Annotated in this window: 22 protein-coding genes and 1 pseudogene; 16 read left to right on the top strand and 7 right to left on the bottom strand. The window is 62.5% G+C overall.

Annotation, left to right across the window (positions count from 1 at the left end):
• Window positions 1–227: 227 nt before the first annotated feature.
• From AWB76_RS35710 to AWB76_RS35720, 3 genes are read right to left on the bottom strand one after another with little or no spacing between them, the layout of a single operon-like run.
• On the bottom strand, window positions 228–1,499 hold the full coding sequence (locus AWB76_RS35710; RefSeq protein ID WP_061164805.1) for a TRAP transporter large permease: 1,272 nt from the start codon (window positions 1,497–1,499) through the stop codon (window positions 228–230).
• A gap of 10 nt (window positions 1,500–1,509) precedes the next feature.
• Entirely contained in the window at window positions 1,510–2,043 is a 534-nt protein-coding gene (locus AWB76_RS35715) for a TRAP transporter small permease (RefSeq protein ID WP_061164838.1), read from the bottom strand.
• 50 nt (window positions 2,044–2,093) lie between these two features.
• Window positions 2,094–3,128: a TRAP transporter substrate-binding protein gene (locus AWB76_RS35720; protein ID WP_082864607.1), complete on the bottom strand. Its 1,035-nt coding sequence runs from the start codon at window positions 3,126–3,128 to the stop codon at window positions 2,094–2,096.
• Between the two features lie 289 nt (window positions 3,129–3,417).
• Between AWB76_RS35720 and AWB76_RS35725 the strand changes: the two genes are divergently transcribed.
• The 7 genes from AWB76_RS35725 (at window position 3,418) to AWB76_RS35755 (ending at window position 9,887) form a co-directional block, all read left to right on the top strand.
• Window positions 3,418–3,843, top strand: a complete 426-nt coding sequence (locus AWB76_RS35725; protein ID WP_063936430.1) for a MaoC family dehydratase — start codon at window positions 3,418–3,420, stop codon at window positions 3,841–3,843.
• A 4-nt stretch (window positions 3,844–3,847) separates the two neighbouring features.
• Window positions 3,848–4,660 (top strand): enoyl-CoA hydratase/isomerase family protein, encoded by an 813-nt coding sequence (locus AWB76_RS35730; RefSeq protein ID WP_061164807.1) that lies wholly within the window; start codon window positions 3,848–3,850, stop codon window positions 4,658–4,660.
• Window positions 4,657–5,820 carry an acyl-CoA dehydrogenase family protein gene (locus tag AWB76_RS35735; protein ID WP_061164808.1) on the top strand — a complete coding sequence of 388 codons (1,164 nt, stop codon included), beginning with the start codon at window positions 4,657–4,659 and terminating at the stop codon, window positions 5,818–5,820. Before AWB76_RS35730 ends, AWB76_RS35735 begins: the two co-directional genes overlap by 4 nt.
• Before the next feature lie 24 nt (window positions 5,821–5,844).
• Window positions 5,845–7,044, top strand: a complete 1,200-nt coding sequence (locus tag AWB76_RS35740; protein ID WP_244173620.1) for a CaiB/BaiF CoA transferase family protein — start codon at window positions 5,845–5,847, stop codon at window positions 7,042–7,044.
• The gene (locus AWB76_RS35745; protein ID WP_061164809.1) at window positions 7,041–7,514 is read left to right on the top strand and encodes a MaoC family dehydratase; all 474 of its coding nucleotides are present in this window, start codon (window positions 7,041–7,043) and stop codon (window positions 7,512–7,514) included. The genes AWB76_RS35740 and AWB76_RS35745 overlap by 4 nt, the downstream gene beginning before the upstream one ends.
• Before the next feature lie 137 nt (window positions 7,515–7,651).
• Window positions 7,652–8,548: a helix-turn-helix domain-containing protein gene (locus AWB76_RS35750; RefSeq protein WP_061164810.1), complete on the top strand. Its 897-nt coding sequence runs from the start codon at window positions 7,652–7,654 to the stop codon at window positions 8,546–8,548.
• 118 nt (window positions 8,549–8,666) lie between these two features.
• A complete protein-coding gene (locus tag AWB76_RS35755; protein ID WP_061164811.1) occupies window positions 8,667–9,887 on the top strand; it encodes a glycoside hydrolase family protein in 1,221 nt (406 codons plus the stop codon).
• A 494-nt stretch (window positions 9,888–10,381) separates the two neighbouring features.
• Here the strand turns inward: AWB76_RS35755 and AWB76_RS35765 are convergent.
• Window positions 10,382–10,705: pseudogene (locus AWB76_RS35765) on the bottom strand (integrase core domain-containing protein); the annotation flags it as partial.
• Window positions 10,706–11,123: 418 nt separating this feature from the next.
• Between AWB76_RS35765 and AWB76_RS42485 the strand changes: the two are divergent.
• Window positions 11,124–11,318, top strand: coding sequence for a hypothetical protein (locus tag AWB76_RS42485; protein ID WP_074171477.1), 195 nt, complete (start codon window positions 11,124–11,126; stop codon window positions 11,316–11,318).
• A gap of 4 nt (window positions 11,319–11,322) precedes the next feature.
• Here the strand turns inward: AWB76_RS42485 and flhC are convergent, their stop codons facing one another.
• The 3 genes from flhC to AWB76_RS35790 all read right to left on the bottom strand — a co-directional run bounded on the left by flhC (window position 11,323) and on the right by AWB76_RS35790 (window position 13,968).
• On the bottom strand, window positions 11,323–11,907 hold the full coding sequence (gene flhC, locus AWB76_RS35780; protein WP_061164813.1) for a flagellar transcriptional regulator FlhC: 585 nt from the start codon (window positions 11,905–11,907) through the stop codon (window positions 11,323–11,325).
• A gap of 2 nt (window positions 11,908–11,909) precedes the next feature.
• Window positions 11,910–12,206, bottom strand: coding sequence for a flagellar transcriptional regulator FlhD (locus AWB76_RS35785; protein ID WP_061164814.1), 297 nt, complete (start codon window positions 12,204–12,206; stop codon window positions 11,910–11,912).
• Between the two features lie 592 nt (window positions 12,207–12,798).
• A complete protein-coding gene (locus AWB76_RS35790) occupies window positions 12,799–13,968 on the bottom strand; it encodes a zinc-dependent alcohol dehydrogenase (protein WP_061164815.1) in 1,170 nt (389 codons plus the stop codon).
• Window positions 13,969–14,739: 771 nt separating this feature from the next.
• On the opposite strand from AWB76_RS35790, the gene AWB76_RS35795 reads away from it, so the two are divergent.
• The 8 genes from AWB76_RS35795 (at window position 14,740) to AWB76_RS35825 (ending at window position 21,199) form a co-directional block, all read left to right on the top strand.
• Window positions 14,740–15,888 carry a glutathione-independent formaldehyde dehydrogenase gene (locus tag AWB76_RS35795; protein ID WP_061164816.1) on the top strand — a complete coding sequence of 383 codons (1,149 nt, stop codon included), beginning with the start codon at window positions 14,740–14,742 and terminating at the stop codon, window positions 15,886–15,888.
• Between the two features lie 207 nt (window positions 15,889–16,095).
• Window positions 16,096–16,848, top strand: coding sequence for an SRPBCC family protein (locus tag AWB76_RS35800; protein WP_157696295.1), 753 nt, complete (start codon window positions 16,096–16,098; stop codon window positions 16,846–16,848).
• Between the two features lie 11 nt (window positions 16,849–16,859).
• Window positions 16,860–18,032, top strand: coding sequence for a zinc-dependent alcohol dehydrogenase (locus AWB76_RS35805; RefSeq protein WP_061164818.1), 1,173 nt, complete (start codon window positions 16,860–16,862; stop codon window positions 18,030–18,032).
• A 43-nt stretch (window positions 18,033–18,075) separates the two neighbouring features.
• Complete coding sequence (locus AWB76_RS35810) at window positions 18,076–19,194, top strand: SMP-30/gluconolactonase/LRE family protein (RefSeq protein WP_061164841.1); 1,119 nt, start codon at window positions 18,076–18,078, stop codon at window positions 19,192–19,194.
• 57 nt (window positions 19,195–19,251) lie between these two features.
• A complete protein-coding gene (locus AWB76_RS35815; RefSeq protein WP_061164819.1) occupies window positions 19,252–19,521 on the top strand; it encodes a hypothetical protein in 270 nt (89 codons plus the stop codon).
• 72 nt (window positions 19,522–19,593) lie between these two features.
• The gene (locus tag AWB76_RS41315; protein WP_157696296.1) at window positions 19,594–19,731 is read left to right on the top strand and encodes a hypothetical protein; all 138 of its coding nucleotides are present in this window, start codon (window positions 19,594–19,596) and stop codon (window positions 19,729–19,731) included.
• 126 nt (window positions 19,732–19,857) lie between these two features.
• Window positions 19,858–20,310: a RidA family protein gene (locus AWB76_RS35820; protein ID WP_061164820.1), complete on the top strand. Its 453-nt coding sequence runs from the start codon at window positions 19,858–19,860 to the stop codon at window positions 20,308–20,310.
• A gap of 130 nt (window positions 20,311–20,440) precedes the next feature.
• Complete coding sequence (locus AWB76_RS35825; protein ID WP_096031396.1) at window positions 20,441–21,199, top strand: GntR family transcriptional regulator; 759 nt, start codon at window positions 20,441–20,443, stop codon at window positions 21,197–21,199.
• The last annotated feature ends 29 nt before the right edge of the window (window positions 21,200–21,228 follow it).

The raw sequence follows: 21,228 nt of genomic DNA on the forward strand, positions 1-21,228 counted from the left end.
ACAATGCGAAAACCTCGCGGCGAAAGCCTTGTGATTGGAGCGAGGCCGCTTCAGCTCGAGTGTATTTCAGCGGCCTGTTAGGCGTGCTTGGATGAGATCGGCCCCGCACTTCCCCATCGCGGGATCAGAGCAGGCGACCCCGATGGCCTCGAGGCTCCCGAACTGCGGGACACCGACATGCCGTCGATGACCGGTGCTTACCCGCTTATTGCTAACAGGTCAACCCATCACTTCGCTCCGAGCAGATGCGGCAGAAACTGCGGAATATGCGGGAAAAAGATGATCAGCAGCAGATCGATCACCAGCGCCAGAATGAACGGAAGGATCGCGCGAGTGGCCTTCTCCACCGATACCCCGCCGATCGACGCCGCCGTGAAGAGACAGAAGCCGATAGGCGGCAGATTGATGCCGATAGCCGAGTTGATCAGCACGATGACGCCGAACACGATCGGGTCGATATGCATCTGCACGACGAGCGGCAGGAACACCGGAATCACCACCGCGATGCTCGAAATGGTTTCGAGCACGGTATGCGCCGCGATCAGGAACAGGTTGATCAAGATGAGCAGCACAATCGCGCTGGTGGTCACGGCGAGGAAGCTGTTCGCCACGTGCAGCGGAATCTGCGCCTCAATCAGATAACGGCCGAGCACGAACGCCAGCCCGAGCAGGAAGGACACGCGCGTGGTGTTGACCGAAGTCTTCACCAGAATGTCCTTGAAGTGCGAGAGCTTGAGCGTGCGGAACACGAAGGCGCTCACCAGCGTCACGTAGACCGCGGCCACCACGCCCGCCTCGACCGGCGTAAAGATGCCGCCGAGAATGCCTCCCAGAATGATGACCGGCGTGAGCAGTGCCCAGAACGCTTCGCGGAAAGTGGTCCAGAGCTTGCGCGCATCGAACGGCTCGACCGCGCTGTAATCGTTCCTCACGGCAGTCACATAGTTCACGATCATGAACGAAGCGACCACCAGCAGCATCGGAATGATGCCGGCGATGAACATCGTGCCGACCGAAACGTTGGCCGTGTACGCATAGACGAGCATGCTCATCGACACGGGAGAAAGCAACCCGAGCGAGCCCGCAGCGGATTGCAGCGCCACCGCGAACGCACGGTTATAGCCCTTCTTCACCATGCCGGGAATCATCACCGAACCGATCGCGGCAGTATCCGCCGTGGCCGAGCCGGAAAGATCCGCGAAGAACATGCTCGCGACGATCGTCACCTGACCGATGCCGCCGCGCATGAAGCCCACCAGCGCCTGCGAGAATTCGATGATGCGCTTCGACACGCCGCCCGAATCCATGATCGCGCCGGTCAACATGAAGAACGGAATGGCGAGCAGGCCGACGTTGTTGAGGTTCGAGAACAGTTGCTGCGGAATCACGAGCAGCGACGTGCCGTTGATCGACAGCGCGAGCGTCGCCGCGATGCCGATGCAGATGGCCACCGGCACGCCCAGCCCGAGCAGCCCCGCTCCAAAAGCGATTGCCCACATGATGTTTATCCTAGAGATGTTCCGACACGCCCTCGATCAGCGCGACGCCGGTCTGCGCCTGCGGCGCGAGATGCGAGACGACGATGCGCACCAGCGAATGAAACGCGAGCAGCGCGCCACACACCGGAATCGAGAGATACGGATAGACCATCGAGATCGGAATCGACGCGGCGGTTTCGGTGCCCATGAGTGCGAGCATATCGGTGCCGTACAGCACGAACACCGCGCCGAGCGCGAGGATCGCGCAGTCCGTGAAGTCCTTGAGCAGCGGCGCGAACGCCGCCGGCACGCGATCGGCCAGCACGCGCACTTCCGGATGCGCGCGCAGCTTCACGCCGGCCGCCGCGCCGAGGCACGTGAGCCACACGAAGAGATACGCCGAGACCTCGTCGGACCACGATAGCGAATCGTGCAGCACGAAGCGGAAAATCACTCCGAGACCCGCCACGATCACCGCCCCGAGCAGCAGGCAGCTACAGACGAACAGATTGATCTTCAGCACGATGCCGTCGACGAACATCAAGCCGCGCGCGAGCTTTTCCATCCGTGTCACCTCCGCTGCCTGGATTGTGCCGTGGCCGTCGTTCGCGTCCGTCATTTCGATGCGACCGCCGGCGCCTGCTTGGCCGAGTTGATTTCCTGATACAGCGTCGGGCCGTCCGGGATCTTGCCGATCAGTTCGTCGCGCGCGCTCTTGGTGGCCTGCGCCCACGGCGCGGTGTCGACCACTGTGACCTGAATGCCCTTCGCCTTCATCGAGGTGATCGCGGCGTCGTATTCGCGCTTGTATTCCTGGAGATCGAAGTCCGCGGCAGTCTTTGCCGAGTCCTGGAACGCCTTCTGATCGGCAGGCGAGAGCTTGTCCCACGAGTTCTTGCTCATTGCCAGCACGACCGGCAGATAGTTCACGTGCGTCACGTAGAAATGCTTGGCGACGTCGGAGAACTTGTCCTGCACGAACTGCTCGGGCGATGTATCGGCGCCATCAACGAGACCTTGCGAAAGCGCGAGGAACAATTGGTTGTAGGCGAGCGGAGTCGGATTCGCGCCGAGCGCCTTGTAGCCCGCGATATAACCCGGACTCTGCATCACGCGCACCTTGAGGTCCTTCATGTCCGCGAGCGACGTAACCGGGCGTTTGGTCGTGAACAGATTGCGTTCGCCGACCGCGAGCCACGTGAGGCCGATCATGTTCACCGGCTTCATCATGTCGAGATACTTGCGGCCGACCGGTCCTTGCAGCACGCCATTCGCTTCGTCCATGCTGGAGAAGAGATAGGGCAAGTCGAAGATTTGCCATTGCTTGATGGTGTTGTCGATCGGCGCCTGCGCGGAAATCATCAGATCCTGCGTGCCGGTGCGCAGCGCCTGCGTCATCTGCACTTCGCCGCCGAGCTGCGATTGCGGGAACAGTTGAATCTCGACGTGACCGTGCGTGCGCGCGGCGACTTCCTTCGCGAACACCTGCGCGGTGAGCTGATAGTGATTGTCGGGCGCCAGCGTGTGACCTAGCTTCATCACGACCTTGTCCTGCGCAATCGCACTGGATGACGCCGCCACGCACATCGCGGCGAGCGCCGCGCTCATCGCTACGCGCAGCATGCTCTGCGCTTTGAAAAGCCAACTCATGTTGTCTCCTTGCTCGATATGAATGCCGCCAGGCGAACGCGAGCCGGCGGGTTGACGCAAGTATTTGTGATCGCAGCGATGGTGCGTTAGGACCAGTCTTCGAATTTCTTGGACTTTTTTACGCTGCTCCTTTGCATCGCCGGGCCGGCTGCAAAAAAGTCCAAAAGATTGCGCGAACCGTCCTACCGGTTAAATGTGGCGCGTCTTTAAAGTGACTTCCACGCCGGCGATAAGACGCTCAAGCGCGCCGTTCAGCGTTAACCCCAACTCATTACGAAGACTCATCGACATGGCCAAACGCCCTCATATGGATTGCTATGCAATCGGCGACACCGCCGATTTCGCCAAGACCGTCTCCGAATACGATATCTACGGCTTCGCCGGCATCGTCGGCGATTTCTATGCCGTGCATCTCAACGAGGAATATGCGAAGGGCACGCGCTTCGAGAAGCGCATCGCACAAGGTTGTCTGTCGGTCGGTTTCCTCTCCACAGTGATGGGCCATATGGCTGCGAAAGCGCCGAGCCCCGGTGCCGTGTCGTATCGCTATGACATCACCTTCAACGCGCCTGTGTTCATCGGCGACACGGTGACCGCGCGCCTCACGCTCGAAGACAAGGACGAAGAGCGCAACGTGTGCGTATTCGCGGCCGACGTGACGCGCCAGGACGGCGTGGTCGTGGCATCGGGCAAGACCTATCTGAAAGTGCTGTAACGCCATGACGAACGACAGGCTTCCCGTTCTCGCCTCGCAGCATGGCGCCCTGCGTCTCCTGACGCTCAATCGCGCCGACAAGCTCAACGCCTTCACGCCCGAGATGCTGGCCGCGCTCGATGCAGAAATCACCGATGCCCTCGCCCACGACGCGACACGCGTAATCGCACTCACCGGCAGCGGCGCGAAAGCATTCGCCGCAGGCAACGACATCGCGCGGCTCGTGTCGCTCGACGGCGTCGCGGCGTATCGCGACATGATGGCCGGACAGCGCGTGCTTCTGCGTCTGCATGAATGCGCGAAGCCGACCATCGCGATGGTCAACGGCTACGCGCTCGGCGGCGGCTTCGAACTGGCGCTGGCGTGCGACTTCATCGTCGCGTCGAGCGATGCGAGCTTCGCGTTTCCCGAGATCACCCTGAATACCATGCCCGGCTGGGGCGGCACGCAACTGGCCGTCGCCAAGATGGGGCTCGCGTGCGCGAAACGCTTCGTGATGAGCGGCAAGCGCTTTGCCGCGCGCGAATGCGAGGCTTTCGGCTTCATCCACGAAATCGCCGCGCCGGAGAAGCTGTTCGACAGCGTGAGCGCGCTTGCGGACAGCCTCGCCTCCTACGATCCGTTCGCCGTCGAGATGGCCAAGCGCGCGCTGAATCGCGCGGGCGAACTGCCCTTGTCCGCCGGACTCGACTTCGAAGCCGCGCAATACGCCGTGAATTTTTCGAGCGATGGCGCGCGCACGGGCCTGCGGCAATTCGTGGAACGCACGCGCGCACGCAGCACCGCTCAAGCCAACACCGCACCGGTCACACCATGACGACAACCTTCAATCAACCTCATTGGCTCGGCGAACAGCACGCGATGATGCGCGAAGCGGTGCGCCGCTTCGCCGAAAAGGAAATCGCGCCGCGATCGGAAACGCTCTGGGAACAGGAAGCCTTTCCCTACGCGATCTGGCGACAGGCCGGCGAACTCGGCTTCACGGGCTTGCCGTATCCCGAGCAATCCGGCGGCGGCGGAGGCGACTGGCTGTCGTTCGTCATCGTGCTGGAAGAACTCGCCCGCGTGGATTGCGCCGTCGCCAATGCGCTGATGGCCAACTCCACCGTCGCGAGCCTGCTGAACAACTACGGCACGGCGGAACAGAAAGCGCGCTTCCTGCGCCCCATTCTCGACGGTACGCAGATCGGCTCCATCGGTCTGTCCGAGCCCGACGCCGGGTCCGATGCCGCGAACATCGCCACGCGTGCGACCTTCGACGGCGAACGCTGGATCATCGACGGCGCGAAGACGTTCATCAGCAACTCGGGCACCGAAATAGGCGGGCCGACCGTGATCGCGGCGGTGACGGGCACGCGTCCCGATGGCCGCAAGGAAATCTCGAACTTCATCGTGCCGCAGGGGACGCCGGGCTACAGCAAGGGCAGGAAGCTGCGCAAGATCGGCTGGCGTGCATCGATCACGCACGAGCTGTTCTTCGAGCGATGCGCAATTCCCCTGGATCAGTTGTTGGGCGAACGCGGCGCGGGCTTGCGCCAGACGCTCGCGCAGATCAACACCGGGCGCATCCTGATCGGCGCGCTTGCGCTCGGCATCCTGCAAGGCTCGCTGGATCGCTCGATCGGATATATGAAGGAGCGCCGCGCGTTCGGGCGCGCGATCTCCGAGTTCCAGGCGCTGCAGTTCAAGATCGCCGATATGGCGACCGACGCGCACGCCGCGCGCCTGATGCTCTACGACGCCGCCGCGCTCAAGGATGCCGGCGCGCCCTTCGATGCACAGGCATCGCAAGCGAAGCTCTTCGCCACCGAACACGCGATGAAAGCCGCGCACCAGGCGCTGCAGATTCACGGCGGCTACGGCGTGATGGCCGAGTTTCCGGTCGCGCGCGCATTCGGCGACGCGAAGGTGCTCGAGATCGTCGAAGGCACATCGGAAATACAACGCATGATCATCGCGCGCACGCTGCTCGCGTGAACGCGAGCTGAAACCGAGAGGAGAATGTTTATGCTGGAAGGCATCAAGGTGCTGAGTTTCACGCATTTTCTGCAAGGCCCCGCCGCCGTGCAAATGCTTGCCGATGTCGGCGCGGACGTCATCAAGATCGAGCCGCCCGGCGGCGCCTTCGAACGGAGCTGGACTGGCGCGGATGCGTTCATCGAAGGCGTGAGCGTGTTCTTTCTGCTCGGCAACCGCAATCAGCGCAGCATCTCGCTCGATCTGCGCGACGAAGGCGCGCGCGAAATCGTATGGCGTCTGATTCGCGAAGCCGACGTGCTGATCGAGAACTATCGCCCCGGCGTGCTCGACAAAATGGGCTTCGGCTATGCGCAGGTGCATAAAGTCAATCCGCGTCTCGTGTATTGCTCGTGCACTGGTTACGGTTCGTCCGGCCCTTATCTGAAGCGTCCCGGCCAGGATCTGCTGCTGCAGGCGATGAGCGGCATGACCATGCTTTCCGGCGACGCCGAATCGCCGCCCACGCCGGTCGGCTCCGCGATCGTCGATCAGCACGCGGCCGTGCTGGCCGCGTTCGGCGTGGTCGCCGCGTTGCAGGCGCGCGAGCGCACCGGTGCAGGTACGCGCATCGAGAGCAATCTGCTCAACGCCGCGCTCGATCTGCAGATCGAGCCGTTCACGTACTACATGAACAAGGGGCCGCTCTGGGCGCGCACGCATCCGCCGACCGGCAGCCGCTTCCATCCGGCGCCGTATGGCGTGTACCGGACCCTTGACGGCTATATCGCGATGTCGCTCACGCCGACGCAAAAGCTCGTGAATGCGCTCTCATCTCCCGCGCTCGCCGAGTTCACGCATCCGAAGGACAACGTGCTGCGGCGCGAGGAAATCAATCGCCTCGTCTACGACACGCTGAAAACGCGCACGACCGAAGACTGGATGCGCACCTTCGAAGAACACGACATCTGGTTCGCGCCCGTCAACGACTACGAGCAAGTCGAGCACGATCCGCAAGTCGCGCACAACGAGATGATCATGTCGTTCGATCACGAAGAAGCCGGGCCGGTGCGTGTGCTGGCGCACCCGGTGCGCTACGACGGCGCCGCGCCGCCCTTGCGCCGGCATCCGCCCAAACAGGGACAGCATACCCGCGAAGTGCTCGCGGAACTGGGATATAAGTCGGAAGAGATCGACGCCTTCGTCGAGAGCGGCGTCGCATTGACTGCGAGGAGAGATGCATGAGCGCACAACCGCATAACTGGCCGGCGCTGTTGCGCTTCGATGAAGTCGAAATCGGCCGTACCCAGGTGATTGTGCATACGATCACCGAAGCCGAAGTGGACGCGTTCGGGAAGTTGTCCGGCGACCTGAATCCGCTGCACATGGAGGACGCTTTCGCCGAATTCTCGCCTTTCGGACGGCGCGTCGTGCATGGCCTGTTGACGGCGGCGCTGGTGTCGGCGGCGCACACCGAACTAACGGGCCCGGGCTTCGCTTATGTCGGGCAGGAGCTACGCTTTCTGGGGCCGGTGTATATCAGCGACACGGTGACGATCAACGTTTGCGTCGTCGAAAAAAAGCCGGCGAAGCACATCCTCGTGATGGACACGACCGTCCGCAATCAGCAGGGGCGCGTCGTGTTGAGCGGGCTTTCCGCGCTGAAGGAGCTGCGCTTCGATCAGGCGCTGATGGCGCGCAGCGCGGCGGCGTAACGCCGTTCCCCGTGCGGCGCATGGTGTAAATGCCAGTCACCCGGCGAGCCCATGCGCGGCTACACTCATGCAGTCGCCCGCGCCGTGCGGGCATGCAGGCGGGCGCGACGACGCTTCGCCGCCGACGGAGGAGACAGTTGGATACCGCATGTTGCTGTCACGTTCCGGTGATCCGGATCGAGGACTACGAATACGGCGCACACGTCAAGACGCCGGACTTCCATCTTGCGCCGATCGAGGCGCTCAAATCGACGCTGGTCTATCCGCATCGGCACGATTTCTATCACATGATGTGGGTGATCGCGGGCAGCGGCTCGCACGTGATCGATTCGGTGCGTCACGACGTGCGCCCCAACACGCTCTATTTCATGGCGCCGGGACAGGTGCACGATCTCGATCTGTCAAGCGATACGCTCGGTTATTCGATCAGCTTCTCATCGGAGTTCTTCGCGTTTCGCGTGCAGAACCGCCATACCGAAACCGAGGTGCCCGTCTACAACTTCGAGCAGCTCGATCCGTGCGTCAATCTGAGCGATGCGCAGGTGCGCGAACTGGCGCGCGTGATGGACGGCATCCGGCACGAGTATCAGGAGGAACGGGTCGGCTACACCGATGCGATCTGGGCCTATCTGCACGTCTTTGTGATCAAGGTCGCGCGCATGTGCGACGCCGCCGCCATGCGCGATGCCGCCGCGTCGCGCAGCGTGCTGCTTTCGCGGCGCTTCAAGAGCCTGCTGGAAAAACATTTCCGCTCGGTCAACGAAGCATCAGATTACGCACGCCTGCTCAATGTCACCGAACGCGCGCTCAATGAAGCGACGCGTCAGGCGCTCGGCAGCACCGCACCCAAGCTGATTCGCGAGCGCGTGATGTTGGAGGCGAAACGTCTGCTGCTGCACTCCGAAGTGAATGTCGCGGAGATCGCCGCGATGCTTTCCTTCGACGATCCGGCCTACTTCAGCCGCTGCTTTCGCAAACACACCGGCCGCTCGCCGATCGACTATCGGCGCAGCCTCGACAAGCTGCATATATGAGTGTCGTCATGCAGCGCTTCGATGCGGAAATGTCCAACAGTTCATGCGTTTCATCCTAACGCGCTCGCACGCGTGCTTCTTAGAATCGTCCTGCAAATGACGAACTCAAGGAGACGCCGTGTCGAATGCAACGAACTCGCTGTCACTCAGCGTGGCCCAGGCGAAGCTGTTTCGCGAAGTCCTCGATAAAACCGCACAGAAGGTCGCGTCCGACGAGCTGACCCTCGGCGTCGAATTCCCTCAAGTGACCGGCCCCGATGGTCAATGGGTGCGACTGCCGGCCTCGCTTTCGGCGGGCTATGACGGCGATGCCTGGAGTCACGGCAACTGGTTCTGCGGCTTCTGGGTCGGCCTGCTGCTGACTTCGTATCTGCATACCGGCGAGGCCCGCTTTCTAGAATGGGCGCGCGCACGCATGCTGCTGGTCGAACAGCGCGCGAAGGACCCGAACACGCATGACATCGGCTTCATCTTCGATAGCAGCGCGGTGCCGGGACATCACATCACCGGCGATTCATGGTTCGCCGACATCGCGCTCGAAGCCGCCGACAAGCTGCGCGCGCGACTCGTGACGACGCGCGACGGCGCCTATCTTGCGTCGTGGGGACCGATCTCCGATCCGCGCGGCCGCAGCGCTTCCGCGATCGACACGATGGCCAATCTGTCGCTGCTCTACTGGGCCGCTCGCTACGCCGACGACGGCAGCTATCGCCAGGCCGCCGACGCGCATGCCGAGATGACCGCACGCGCCTTCGTACGCGCCGACGACTCGACTTATCACGCCGTCGAATACGACGTGGAGAGCGGCGCGCGCAAGCGCGGCTACACGTTCCAGGGCGCATCCGACGAATCGGCGTGGAGCCGCGGTCAGGCATGGGCGATCTACGGCTACGTCAACTCCGCGCGCGAGACCGGCAAGCGCAGGTATCTCGACCTTGCCGAGCGCCTTGCCGACTACTACCTGCACCGGCTCGACGGCCGACAGGTGCCGCCTTGGGACTTCGACGCCACCGGCCACGACGCCGAGATCAAGGACACCGCCGCTGCTGCTGTGGTTGCATCGGCGCTGCTGGAGATGGCGCGTCTGCATCCCGATGCTCAAGCTGCCGAGAAGTGGCATCGTCACGGGGTCGCAATGCTCGAGGCGCTGTGTCGCGACGAATTCACTAAGGACGGCCAGCACGGTCTGCTGCACAACTCGTGCTATTCGAAGCCGCATAACATCGGCGTGTACGGCGCGACGATGTTCGGCGACTTCTTCTTCGTCGAGGCGCTGTGCCGCGCGGTGCATCCTGGCAAGCTCCGCCCGCTCTACGATGCGCGCATTCCTCTCGGCTGACGCCTGACGCACTCGCTGCATCAAACGCAGCCGGCATCGCACGAGGCCGGCTTTTTTGCGCTCAAGCCGCTTCGATAGCCTCGGGATTCAAGACCCACTTCGTGACGTGCTTTCCTCCGCCACGCGTCTGGCCGCTGCCCACCGCACTCCCCGGCGGCAAGTCGGCGGTGCGCGCGTTTGCCTTCACTACCACGCTTGGCAATCTCGGCGGCTTTTTTCGCCTTACCTGGTCGGCCGGCCGAAGGGCACCACGCACAGCAATCACGCGGGCATGTATGCGTTGACCGGCTTCCTGCTGCTCGGCGCGCTCATCATGCGGCGCACGCTGGCGAAATTGGTCGATAGATGACCGCTTTTGGGCCGTCCGGGAACTCGGATGCGGGCTGTGACGCCGTTCAGTACGCGAGTCACTTCAGGCAAGACGTCTCATCTGCTTCGAGCAAGTCCGCCGCATTGAACCGCCCCGACTTTGTCGGAGACCGCCGAGTTTGGCGCTACGCCGCGCGAGCGGAGGGCACCAGATTCCGATTGTAGACTTCCTCTGCTTGCGCAGGCGATACGTACCCGAGCGAGCCGAGCAACCGATGGTGGTTATACCAGTGAACCCATTCGGGCGTGGCGAGCTCGACGTCTTGGAGCGTACGCCATGAACGCCGATGCACGACTTCGGCCTTATACAAGCCGTTGATCGTTTCGGCCAGTGCGTTGCCGTACGAGTCGCCGACGGTTCCGACTGATGGCTCAACGCCCACGTCCACCAAACGTTCGGTGTACCGAATGCTGAGATATTGCGACCCGTGATCGCTATGATGGATGAGTACAACACGTCGATGCCAGCCGGATCCTTGCGACAGATCAAGTGACCGATACTTGTCTGCTCGCGCTCGCTCGCGCTCATCGCGGCACGCTCGCGACGTTTGATCGCCGGCTGGTCGTCGATGCGGCCCCGACGGTGCGCGGCACCTCGAATTGATCACATAACGGCCGACGACACCCCGAGGGGCGGAAGCACTTCTTCGCTGCGAGGCCTAACCTCGACAAGCTCCCAGCCCTTCCCGCTTGACCGCCTGGAAGGATTCAGCGACGCGGTTTTCGCAATCGACCTGACACGCGCCATGGCGCAGCAGTGGCGTGAATATCTCGCGCTCATTCTCTGCTATGTCGTGATCGGGGCCTACTGGCTGCAACACCATTGTTCGGGTCGCATTTACGCTAAAGAGTGATCACTGGTTCCGCGTGATCAAGCTCCTGTTCCTGCTGGCGATCGTCGTCATTCCTTATCCAATCCCGTCTGAGGCTTCCATCTGGGCACGGAATTCGAGCCCGTCGCAGTACGTGGCGCTCACCCGTGCGCAACACGTGCTCGACATCTCGGATGTTCGCGACGAGATGCTTCGGCTTTTCAACGTGCCGAAGGCCGCTCGTGGATAAACGGTCAAGCCGCCTGTGCTTGCGGAGCGGCGTCGCGCTCGAGCGCCGCTTTCGCGGCCGCTTTGGTCTTCCCTGCTCGCGACGGCGGCTGGCAGATGCCGCACACCATCGAATGCGACGGCTCATGGGCGTGCGCGACGAACTTGCCGCGGCAACGCGTGCATCCCGCAAGACGGAGGATCCCGGCGTCCTTGAAACGGATGAATGTCCAGGCGCGCGTCAGGTCCATCTGCAACGGCTCGCCGATCATGTCGAAGTGCTCGGCATAGAGCGAGTACGCGCGAGTCAGCAGATCCACGCGGTCCAAGCCTTTGCTGTTCGCTTCCAGAAAGGCGTAGACGTTCGCGAACATCGACGTGTGAATGTTCGGCCCCCACGTCAGATACCAGTCTTCCGAGAACGGCAGCATGCCCTTGGGCGGCGATGCGCCCTTCACTTCTCGATACAGGCGAATGAGTCGTTCACGCGAGAGCGTCGAGATTTCCGATTCCAGCACTTGCATGCGAGCGCCGAGCTTGATCAGCGTGATGGCGCGCATGACCTGAGCAGCTTCGTCAGCGAGGCTCTTCAAAGGCGTAGTGGTTGTCATGATTAGGCCGCCAGAAGAGCGTCATTCGCGACGGCCGACATCGTAGCGTCGTTGCTGCGAGTGGCAAGGCCCGCCAGCATCGCATCCGTGCTCATGCGGAAGAAGCACAGCACTTGCGACGACGACGCGAGCTTCTGCGCCTGCTCCGGCGAAAGCTTCAGGAGCAGGTCTGCCATTTCTACCGAGAGACCCAGATGCGACTGTGCCGCTTCGCGGTCCGATGCCAGCACCCGTCGCGCGAGCATCAAGTACGACATGTTCAATTCGCGGATAGCATTGAGATCGGAGGTGGCGTTCATAGTGGCAGACCAGTAAGTAAATTTGACTTGCTTATCGCGCCGTCATTGAAGGCGTGAACGAATTGTCTGACTAAGAGCCGGGCGCTGCAACAAATAGTTACATCGGGTAAACGTCTTTTAGGGTTGATACGACCATTCGCAATCGTTAGCGCGAGAATAAAGTCTTCCCGCGCAAGAGCCGTTTTTCTTCGGGTATTCGCCTATCTTCGGCCGGTTCTCGCGCATTCTCACTAGTTGACGTACTGCCACGAGACAGTCAATCCTAAACCGGAAGCCGATAACGGCGCACGAAAATAAGGTAATTAATACCTATTCAGCATTTTTGACTGACGTATTAAAACGACAGCGTTACCGCCGGTTGCACGACGTCACGCTCATCGCCGTCACGCAGGGTCGGATTCCACTTCACGAAAACGGTCGCTATGGCGCAGTAGACTCAAGCCGTCGAGAGTGCGGCCGGTCGCGCCGTAGAACGAAGCGGCCTGCGCTAGCGTCATTCGCGGTGCGCCCGTCTACGACCGTGCGTCCGAATCCACGTCGCAGCGGCACGTCGCACACGGGCGGGGCCGGGTACAAGCCGGCGTCTTCGCGGCTATGGCTTCAGCACCACCTTGATGCAGCCATCTTCCTTGTCGCGGAAGGTCTTGTACATCTCGGGACCCTGATCGAGCGGCACCGTGTGCGTGATCACGAACGACGGATCAATCTGCCCGTCCTGAATGCGTCGCAGCAGGTCGTCCGTCCAGCGGTTAACGTGAGTCTGGCCCATGCGCCATGTGAGCCCCTTGTTCATGGAAGCGCCGAACGGAATCTTGTCGATGAGTCCGCCGTACACGCCCGGCACGGAGAGCGTGCCCGCCGGACGGCAGACGTAGATCATTTCGCGCAATACGTGCGGCCGGTCGGTTTCCAACATCACGGCCTGCTTGGCCCGGTCGTACAGGGAATCGAATGAGCGCGTCGCATGCGACTCCATGCCCACCGCGTCGATGCACTTCTCGGGGCCCTTGCCTTGCGTGAGATCGGCCAGGCGCTCGAGCACGCTCTCTTCTTCGAAGTTGATGACGGTGGCCCCGCCCGCACGCGCCATGGCGAGACGCTCGGGCACCCGGTCGATTGCAATCACCTGCTTCGCGCCGAGCAGAACGGCGCTGCGAATCGTCATCTGGCCGACGGGTCCCGCGCCCCAGATCGCCACGGTGTCGGTCGGCTCGATTTCGCACTGAACCGCTGCCTGCCAACCGGTCGGGAAGATGTCGCCGAGAAAGAGCACCTGCTCGTCGGTGAGGCCTTCGGGAATCTTCACATGCGTTCTGTCCGCGTAAGGTACCCGCACGTACTCGGCCTGACCGCCCGGATAGCCGCCTGTCAGATGCGTATAACCGAACAAGCCGGCAGTCGTGTGGCCGAAAACCTTGTTCGCGACGTCCTGGTTCCGGTTGCTCCGTTCACAGACCGAGAAGTTGCCGCGCCTGCACTGTTCACACTCGCCGCAGATGATCGTGAAGGGAACGACGACGCGATCCCCGATCTTCAGCGTGCTATTCGCATTGCCGACTTCCACCACCTCGCCCATGAATTCGTGCCCCATGATGTCGCCGGATTCCATGCCGGGCATGAATCCATCGAACAGATGCAGGTCCGAGCCGCAAATGGCACAAGTCGTTACCTTTATGATCGCATCGCGGGGATGTTCTATGACCGGATCCGGAACCGACTCGCACCGGATGTCCTTCTTGCCTTCCCAGATGAGCGCTCTCATCGCTTAACCTCCATTGTGATTGAACGGTTGTTTCGCGCGCGGCCCTCCTCGCTTCTCGGTCACGCGGCAACCGCACTGCGAACAGCATTCGACGTTCCGTTCAACGCGTGTTTTCTTGTCTCCATGCTGGTCCGCGATCCGGTTATCGGCGTGGGCAGTGAGCCGGAAGGCCGTCTGTCCTGCATCGTTGTCAACGTCAAAGCCATCTTCATGCGTCGCGCGATGCAAGACGCTGCCCGCAAACGCCTTCTGTACGGGCGTCTGCGCGGCCGGCCATCGCTTGTTTTCTCCCGGACAAATTCTCCGGAACATACTCACCGATGCAGACACGCCAGCGAGCTGGCCGACCGAATAGCGGCCCTTCCGGCTCCCGAACCGAGCCGCTCCTGCAAAATCTGCAGCCCGACGCAAGTTTTCCACGACTACGCGATGCCCGTCGACCTGACGCATCGATTAGACAGCCGTATCAATTGCCTTGATCCTTAGACCGCATAGCTCACATCCGCGAGCCGTCTCCGTCGACACATCGGGCACGCCGATAGCTGCCCATCTACTCGCACACCGTCACGAATAATCCGGTGCGCGTGGCACTCACTATTTAGTATCGCTATAGACCCCGCGATGCGATACCCATAGCAGACGCTGTCTGCAAACGTGCCGGCATGAACAAGAGAGGGACGTCCCGCAGATGCGTCTGCGGATTAGTCGAGCCCGTCAGCCGCTCACGCGGGATGTGCTCAGGCTCTTTGCAGTTGACTCTCGGAGAACGATATGAAAGCGGTTGTCTATCGTGGTCCTCGCCAGGTCACCGTCGAGAACGTTCCAGATCCAAAAATCGAACGTCCGACCGACGCCATCGTCAGGATCACCAGTACCAACATCTGCGGTTCCGACCTGCATATGTACGAGGGCCGAACGGACTTCGAGCAAGGCCGCATCTTCGGTCATGAAAATCTGGGCGTGGTGCAAGAGGTCGGCCCGGCCGTGGAGCGGCTCAAGCCCGGCGACTGGGTGTGTCTCCCATTCAATGTCAGTTGCGGCCACTGCGTGAACTGCGAGCGCGGACTCACGGCGTTTTGCCTGAGCGCGAACCAGCCGGGAATCGCCGGCGGCGCTTTCGGCTTCGCCGACATGGGTCCGTGGCCCGGCGGACAGGCCGAATACCTTCGGGTGCCTTGGGCCGACTTCATGGCCTTGAAACTGCCACAAGACGCCGAGCACAAGCAGACCGACTACGTGATGTGCGCCGACATCTTCCCGACCGGCTGGCACGCGACCGAGCTCGCCGGCTTGAGGCCCGGCGACGCCGTGGTGATCTACGGCTCCGGACCGGTCGGTCTGATGGCCGCGCACTCGGCAATGATCAAGGGCGCGCGCAGCGTCATGGTGGTCGATTGCCATCCGGACCGGCTCAAGCTCGCAGAGTCGATCGGCGCGATTGCGATCGATTATTCGAAGCAAGATCCAGTGGAACGGGTGATGGACTTGACGCAAGGCATGGGCGCGGACGTCGGATGCGAATGCGTCGGCTACCAGTGCCACGATCCGGCTCCGCAACGCCACGAGCACCCCAATCTGACGATGAACAACCTCGTGTCGTCGGTCAAGTTCACTGGCGGGATCGGCGTGGTCGGCGTGTTCATTCCGGAGGACCCGGGCGCGCAGGACGAGCTGGCGAAGAAAGGCCAGATCGCGTTCGATTGGGGCAAGTGCTGGTTTAAAGGCCAGCACATCGCGACGGGCCAGTGCAACGTCAAGGCCTACAACCGGCAGTTGCGCGACCTGATTCACGCGGGCCGCGCGAGGCCATCGTTCATCGTGTCGCACGAGTTGAAACTCGAGGAAGCACCCGACGCCTATCAGCACTTCGACGTGCGCGATCACGGCTGGACCAAGGTGGTCTTGCACCCCGGAGGCTAGCGAAGCGACGCGGCGATCGCAGTCGCATGAGCGCTCGAGTCCATCGATCAAGCTGAGAATGGCGATGCATCCCACGGTCCGGTTCCACGACGCATGGCCACGCGTGCGATGGGCTCGAGCGTCGCCAATATTTCTCGTCGATCCCGCTGCACGGTACGAACTGCGCAGCGGGCACTACGGCGGTCAGTAACCTTGGGAGCATTCGTTATGGCAAGCAACATTCCTGCTACCCGGCCGCGCGAATTATCGGGACGCGGCGGCCATTCTTCGGGCATTTCGTCCAGGGAAACAATGCAAGGCATGGGCTGGATCCTCGTCGCGCTCAGCGCGGCCTTGATCGTGTCCGGACTCGCCGGACGAAAGAAAGGTGCCGTGGCTCTTGCGCTCACAGCTTGCGCGGGCATGGCCGCGGCGAGTGGTGTCCCGCTCCATCGCGGACGGGCAGACAACCAGGGGCGCAGCAGGATGGCCAGCGCGACACCGGAGGTGGAGCGCGCAATCACCATCGGCAAGACTGCGGACGAGCTTCGTCGACTCTGGCTTGCGCCCGGGACGCTCCCGCAACTCATCGCAGGTTTCGCGACGTTGCACCCGATCGGCGACGGCCGCATGCGCTGGGAAATAAGGACGCCGCTCGGTCGCGCCTACAAGTGGGAATCGGAGATTGTCGACGGCCCCGGCGGAGGCGTCGGCTGGCGCTCGCTGCCTGACGCCGCCATTTCCAACGAAGGATCCGTCCGCTTCGACTCCGCCCCGCACGACCGCGGCACGGTGGCAACGCTGCACGTCCGGTTCGACCCGCCCGGCGGCGCTCTCGGTGAAGGCCTGCTCCAACTCCTCGGGGCCGCGCCGCTGAATCTGGTCGCGGACAACGCGCTGCGGCGCTTCAAGAGCCTCGTCGAAACCGGCGAGATTCCTACCACTGAGCGGCAGCCCGCTGCTCGCACAACCGCACGTTAAGGAGAGTGAGCATGCGAGCACTGTACTGGAACGGGGTGAACGACCTGCGCGTCGGGACTGTGAAAGACCCTGAGATCATCAATCCCCGCGACGCCATTCTGCGCGTCAGTCTGTCGACGACCTGCGGCTCGGATCTTCACTTCATCGACGGCTACATTCCGACGATGAAGTCCGGCGATGTCATCGGTCACGAGTTCATGGGCGTGATCGAGGAGATCGGCCCCGAGGTGAAGCGCCTCGCGAAAGGCGACCGCGTCGTGGTTCCTTCATTCATCGTTTGCGGGCAATGCTGGTATTGCCAGCATTCCCTCTACTCGTTGTGCGACAACACGCACCCGAAGCCCGAACTACAGGCACCGCTTCTGGGCGGGCATACGACGGCAGGCATCTACGGCTACACCCACGCGTTCGGCGGCTATGCGGGCGCACATGCGCAATACGTGCGCGTACCGTTTGCCGACAACGACTGCTTCAAGGTCCCTGACGGCGTGGCGGACGATACGGCGCTGTTCCTTTCAGACGCGGCGCCGACCGGCTACATGGGCGCCGACTTCTGCAACATCCAGCCGGGCGATACGGTCGCGGTCTGGGGCTGCGGCGGCGTCGGTCTGATGGCGCAGCAAAGCGCGCGGCTGATGGGCGCGGAGCGAGTCATCGCGATCGACCGCTTCCCCGAGCGCTTGCAGATGGCGCGCGAGCACGCCGGCTCGGAGACGATCGACTATACGGCGGTCGACAGCGTCCTCGAAACGCTCAGGGAGATGACCGGCGGGCGGGGCCCGGACGCATGCATCGACGCGGTAGGGATGGAAGCGCACGGCACCGGGCCGCAATATGCGTATGACCGCGTCAAGCAGGCGCTGCGTCTGGAGACGGACCGCGGCCAGGCGCTGCGCGAAGCCGTGATGGCCTGCCGCAAAGGCGGCACGCTGTCGGTGCTCGGCGTCTACGGTTTGATCGACAAGTTCCCGATGGGCGCCATCATGAACAAGGGCATGACGGTGCGCAGCGCGCAGCAGCACGGGCAAGCCTATATGGATCGGCTGCTCTCGCACGCCCAGAAAGGCGAGCTGAACCCTGCTTACCTCGCCACTCACCGCTTCTCGCTGGAGGACGGGCCGCGCGGCTACGACATGTTCAAGCACAAGACCGGCGGCTGCGTGCGTGCCGTGTTCGCGCCGTAAATTCGCCGTGCATCCCGAGTGCCGCCATGCAAAGGAAACGACCATGATCCGAATCACAGCCGCGTCCGCCATCGTGGCGATAACGCTTCTCGCCAATGCGTCCATCGCACAGCAGCACGCGGGGCCTTCATCCGATACGCCACAATTGCAGCAGGTCGCGCAATTCGAGCACCAGGTTACAGGCGTGACCGTTTCGAAGGATGGGCGCATCTTCGTCAATTTCCCGCGCTGGACGGAAGATGCGCCGATCTCGGTCGCCGAAGTGACTCGCGACGGCCAGATCAAACCTTACCCGGACGAGGGGTGGAATTCATGGCGCAACGAGATATCCGCTGAAGATCATTTCGTGTGCGTCCAGAGCGTCGTGACCGATGCACACGGCAACCTCTGGGTCGTCGATCCGGCCGCGCCAGCCACAGCATCGCTGGTGTCGCGTGGGCCCAAGCTGGTGAAAATCGACCTTAAGGCGAACAAGGTAGCGCAGGTTATCCGTTTCGACGAGACAGTCGCACCTCAGGGAAGCTATCTCAACGATGTGCGGTTTTCGCCGGATGGACGGTATGCCTATCTGACCGATGCCGGGGCCGAGGGAGCGCTCGTCGTCGTGGACCTGCAGACGGACAAATCCAGACGCGTGCTCAGCGGCCATCCGAGCACGCAGCCGGAAAAGGACGTGGTGGTCAAGATCGATGGGCGCCCGCTGCGCCGACCGGACGGCCGCGGCGTCGAATTTGCCGCCGACAGCCTCGCGCTCTCGCCCGATGGCCGCACGCTCTACTGGAAAGCGCTGACCGGTCGCACGCTCTATCGCATTGCAACGAGCGCATTGCAGGACCCGCGTCTGCCGGAGAAGGACCTCCAAGCGCGCGTGGAGCGCGTCGCCAAGACGGAGCCGACGGACGGTCTCTGGATCGACGAGCGCGGGCGGCTCTATCTGAGCGCGATCGAGCAGGATGCAGTCAAAGTCCGCGACGGCGATCGCGTCACGACCCTCGTACAGGACAAGCGGCTGCGCTGGCCCGATACGTTCTCGGAAGGACCCGACGGCACCCTCTACGTCACGAGTTCCCACATCCAGGACATGAGCTGGTTCAAGCCCGAGAACGGCCCGCGGCTCGAGACGCAGTTGTGGCGCATCGAGGGAACCGGGGCGCGGCAGTGACGCGCGGGACGGAAATGCCGACGACAGGAGGCCGTGTTGATCATCGGAGGCGTCTGATTGCTGATCGTCGGTGTATTGCTCGTTTTGATGGCGGTCGGACGCAAGAACGTCGAGCGATTGCCCATAACCGGTGCGATGCTCTACCTCGTCGTCGGCTTTGTGCTCGGCCCCGCGAGCATCGGCCTGCTGATGATCGACCTGGAAAGCCACATCCGTCTGCTGCGCACGCTGACCGAAGTGGGCCTCGCGACGGGCCCTGCGCTCCTTCTCGCCTCGACGCTCGGGCCGACCGACCCGGTGCTCGCGAACGAACTGCGCGTGAAGTAAGCAGGCGACGAGGAGCCGCTGCGGTTCGCGCTGTCATCGGAAGGCGGAATCGATGACGGCGCCGCCGTTCCGATGATCTACATCGCGCTCGCCCTGTGCGGCGTTCCGAGTATCGGCATCGGGTGGACGTTGAGGACGCCGATCGTCGTGTCCGTCACGAAGCTGCGCACACGCAACTATCACGCAAGGCCGCCGAACGAGGTGCTCTAGTCGGTCGAGCATGGAGAACAAAAGGAAGCGCCACCGACCCCGAACTCGCCCATGCCTATTTTCCAAATAACCAGGGATATTGACCGGGTTACGCTCGTGTTTTCGTCACATCACGGTGAGCCGGACATGAACGTAGCCGAACGCCTTGCACGAGCGGGAATCGAACTGCCGGCGCCCATCTCCCCGCTCGGCTCCTATCGAACGGTGTCCATTTCGGGTAGTCATGTCTATGTTTCCGGTCTTGGGCCCTTCGAAAACGGCAAGCCACTCGTCGGCATCGTCGGCGGCGACATGTCTCTCGAAACGGCCCGGCATGCGGCGCATCTGACGATGCTCATGATCCTCGCGTGCGTCGATCAGGCATGCGGCCTGGACAACATCGACCGATGCAGCCGGCTGACGGTCTACGTGCGCGCCGAACAGTCGTTCACCCAACACCCGCAAGTGGCGAACGGCGCCAGCGACCTGTTGCTGACATTGTTCGGGCAAGACAGGCTTCCGGCGCGAAGCGCGCTGGGCGTGCATACGTTGCCGATGGGCATTCCGGTTGAAATCGACAGCATTTTCGAATTGAAGTGAAAAATCGCGCGGCGGCTTCGTTGGCGAACGCGCCACGAATCCACCGAGCGATTTTTGCCGTCCGGTAATTCTGGCGACGCGCAACCCTTTGATAAGCTTCCCGTCCATGCACGCTACCAAGCTCAACGTTATGGCCGACGCAAGCCTTGTCGAAGCGCAAGACGCTGCGCTGTCGCGCGCGGATCACGTGTATTACACCCTGCGCGAGGAAATATTCGACATGCGTCTTCTGTCGGGTGACCGCCTGACCGAAGGCGCCATTGCGAAGCGCTTCGGCGTATCGCGTACGCCCGCGCGCGAAGCGCTGCAACGCCTGCAAAGCGATGGCCTGATGCAAGGCTACGTGCGCGGCGGCTGGGAAGTGGTGTCCATCGACAACAAGCGTTTCGACGACCTCTACGAGATGCGTCAGATGATCGAAGTCTTCGCCGTGCGCAAGCTCTGCAATGGCGAAGTGCCGCAAGGCGATCTTCACTTGCTGCTCGATGCGCTCGATCGCGTCTGGCTGGTCGGCCGTGCGCGCCGGGTCGTCGATGGCCGGAAGCTCGTCGAACTGGACGAATCGCTGCATCATGCGCTGGTCGCAGCCGCTGGCAACGATGAGCTCACGGCGACCATGCAACGCGTCACCGACCGTATCCGCGTGGTGCGGCGGCTCGACCTCGTGAAGGGCGACGGCATAGCGGAAACGTACGAAGAGCATGTCGCCATTCTCGATGCCATTCGTCGCGGCGACGGCGCATCCGGCGTCGAACTGGTGTCGCGTCATATCAGCGGCAGCCAGGCGAGCGTACGCGGCCTCACGATGCAACGCGTGCTCGCCGCCCGCACCGAAGCGGGGCGTTCGGCGGTCGCCCACGCACCGGCACGACCGCGCCGCACCATCTGACGGCATCGACCCGCGTCGTTCCAACACAC

It is taken from the genome of Caballeronia temeraria (genome assembly GCF_001544795.2).
In the GTDB taxonomy this organism is placed as follows: domain Bacteria; phylum Pseudomonadota; class Gammaproteobacteria; order Burkholderiales; family Burkholderiaceae; genus Caballeronia; species Caballeronia temeraria.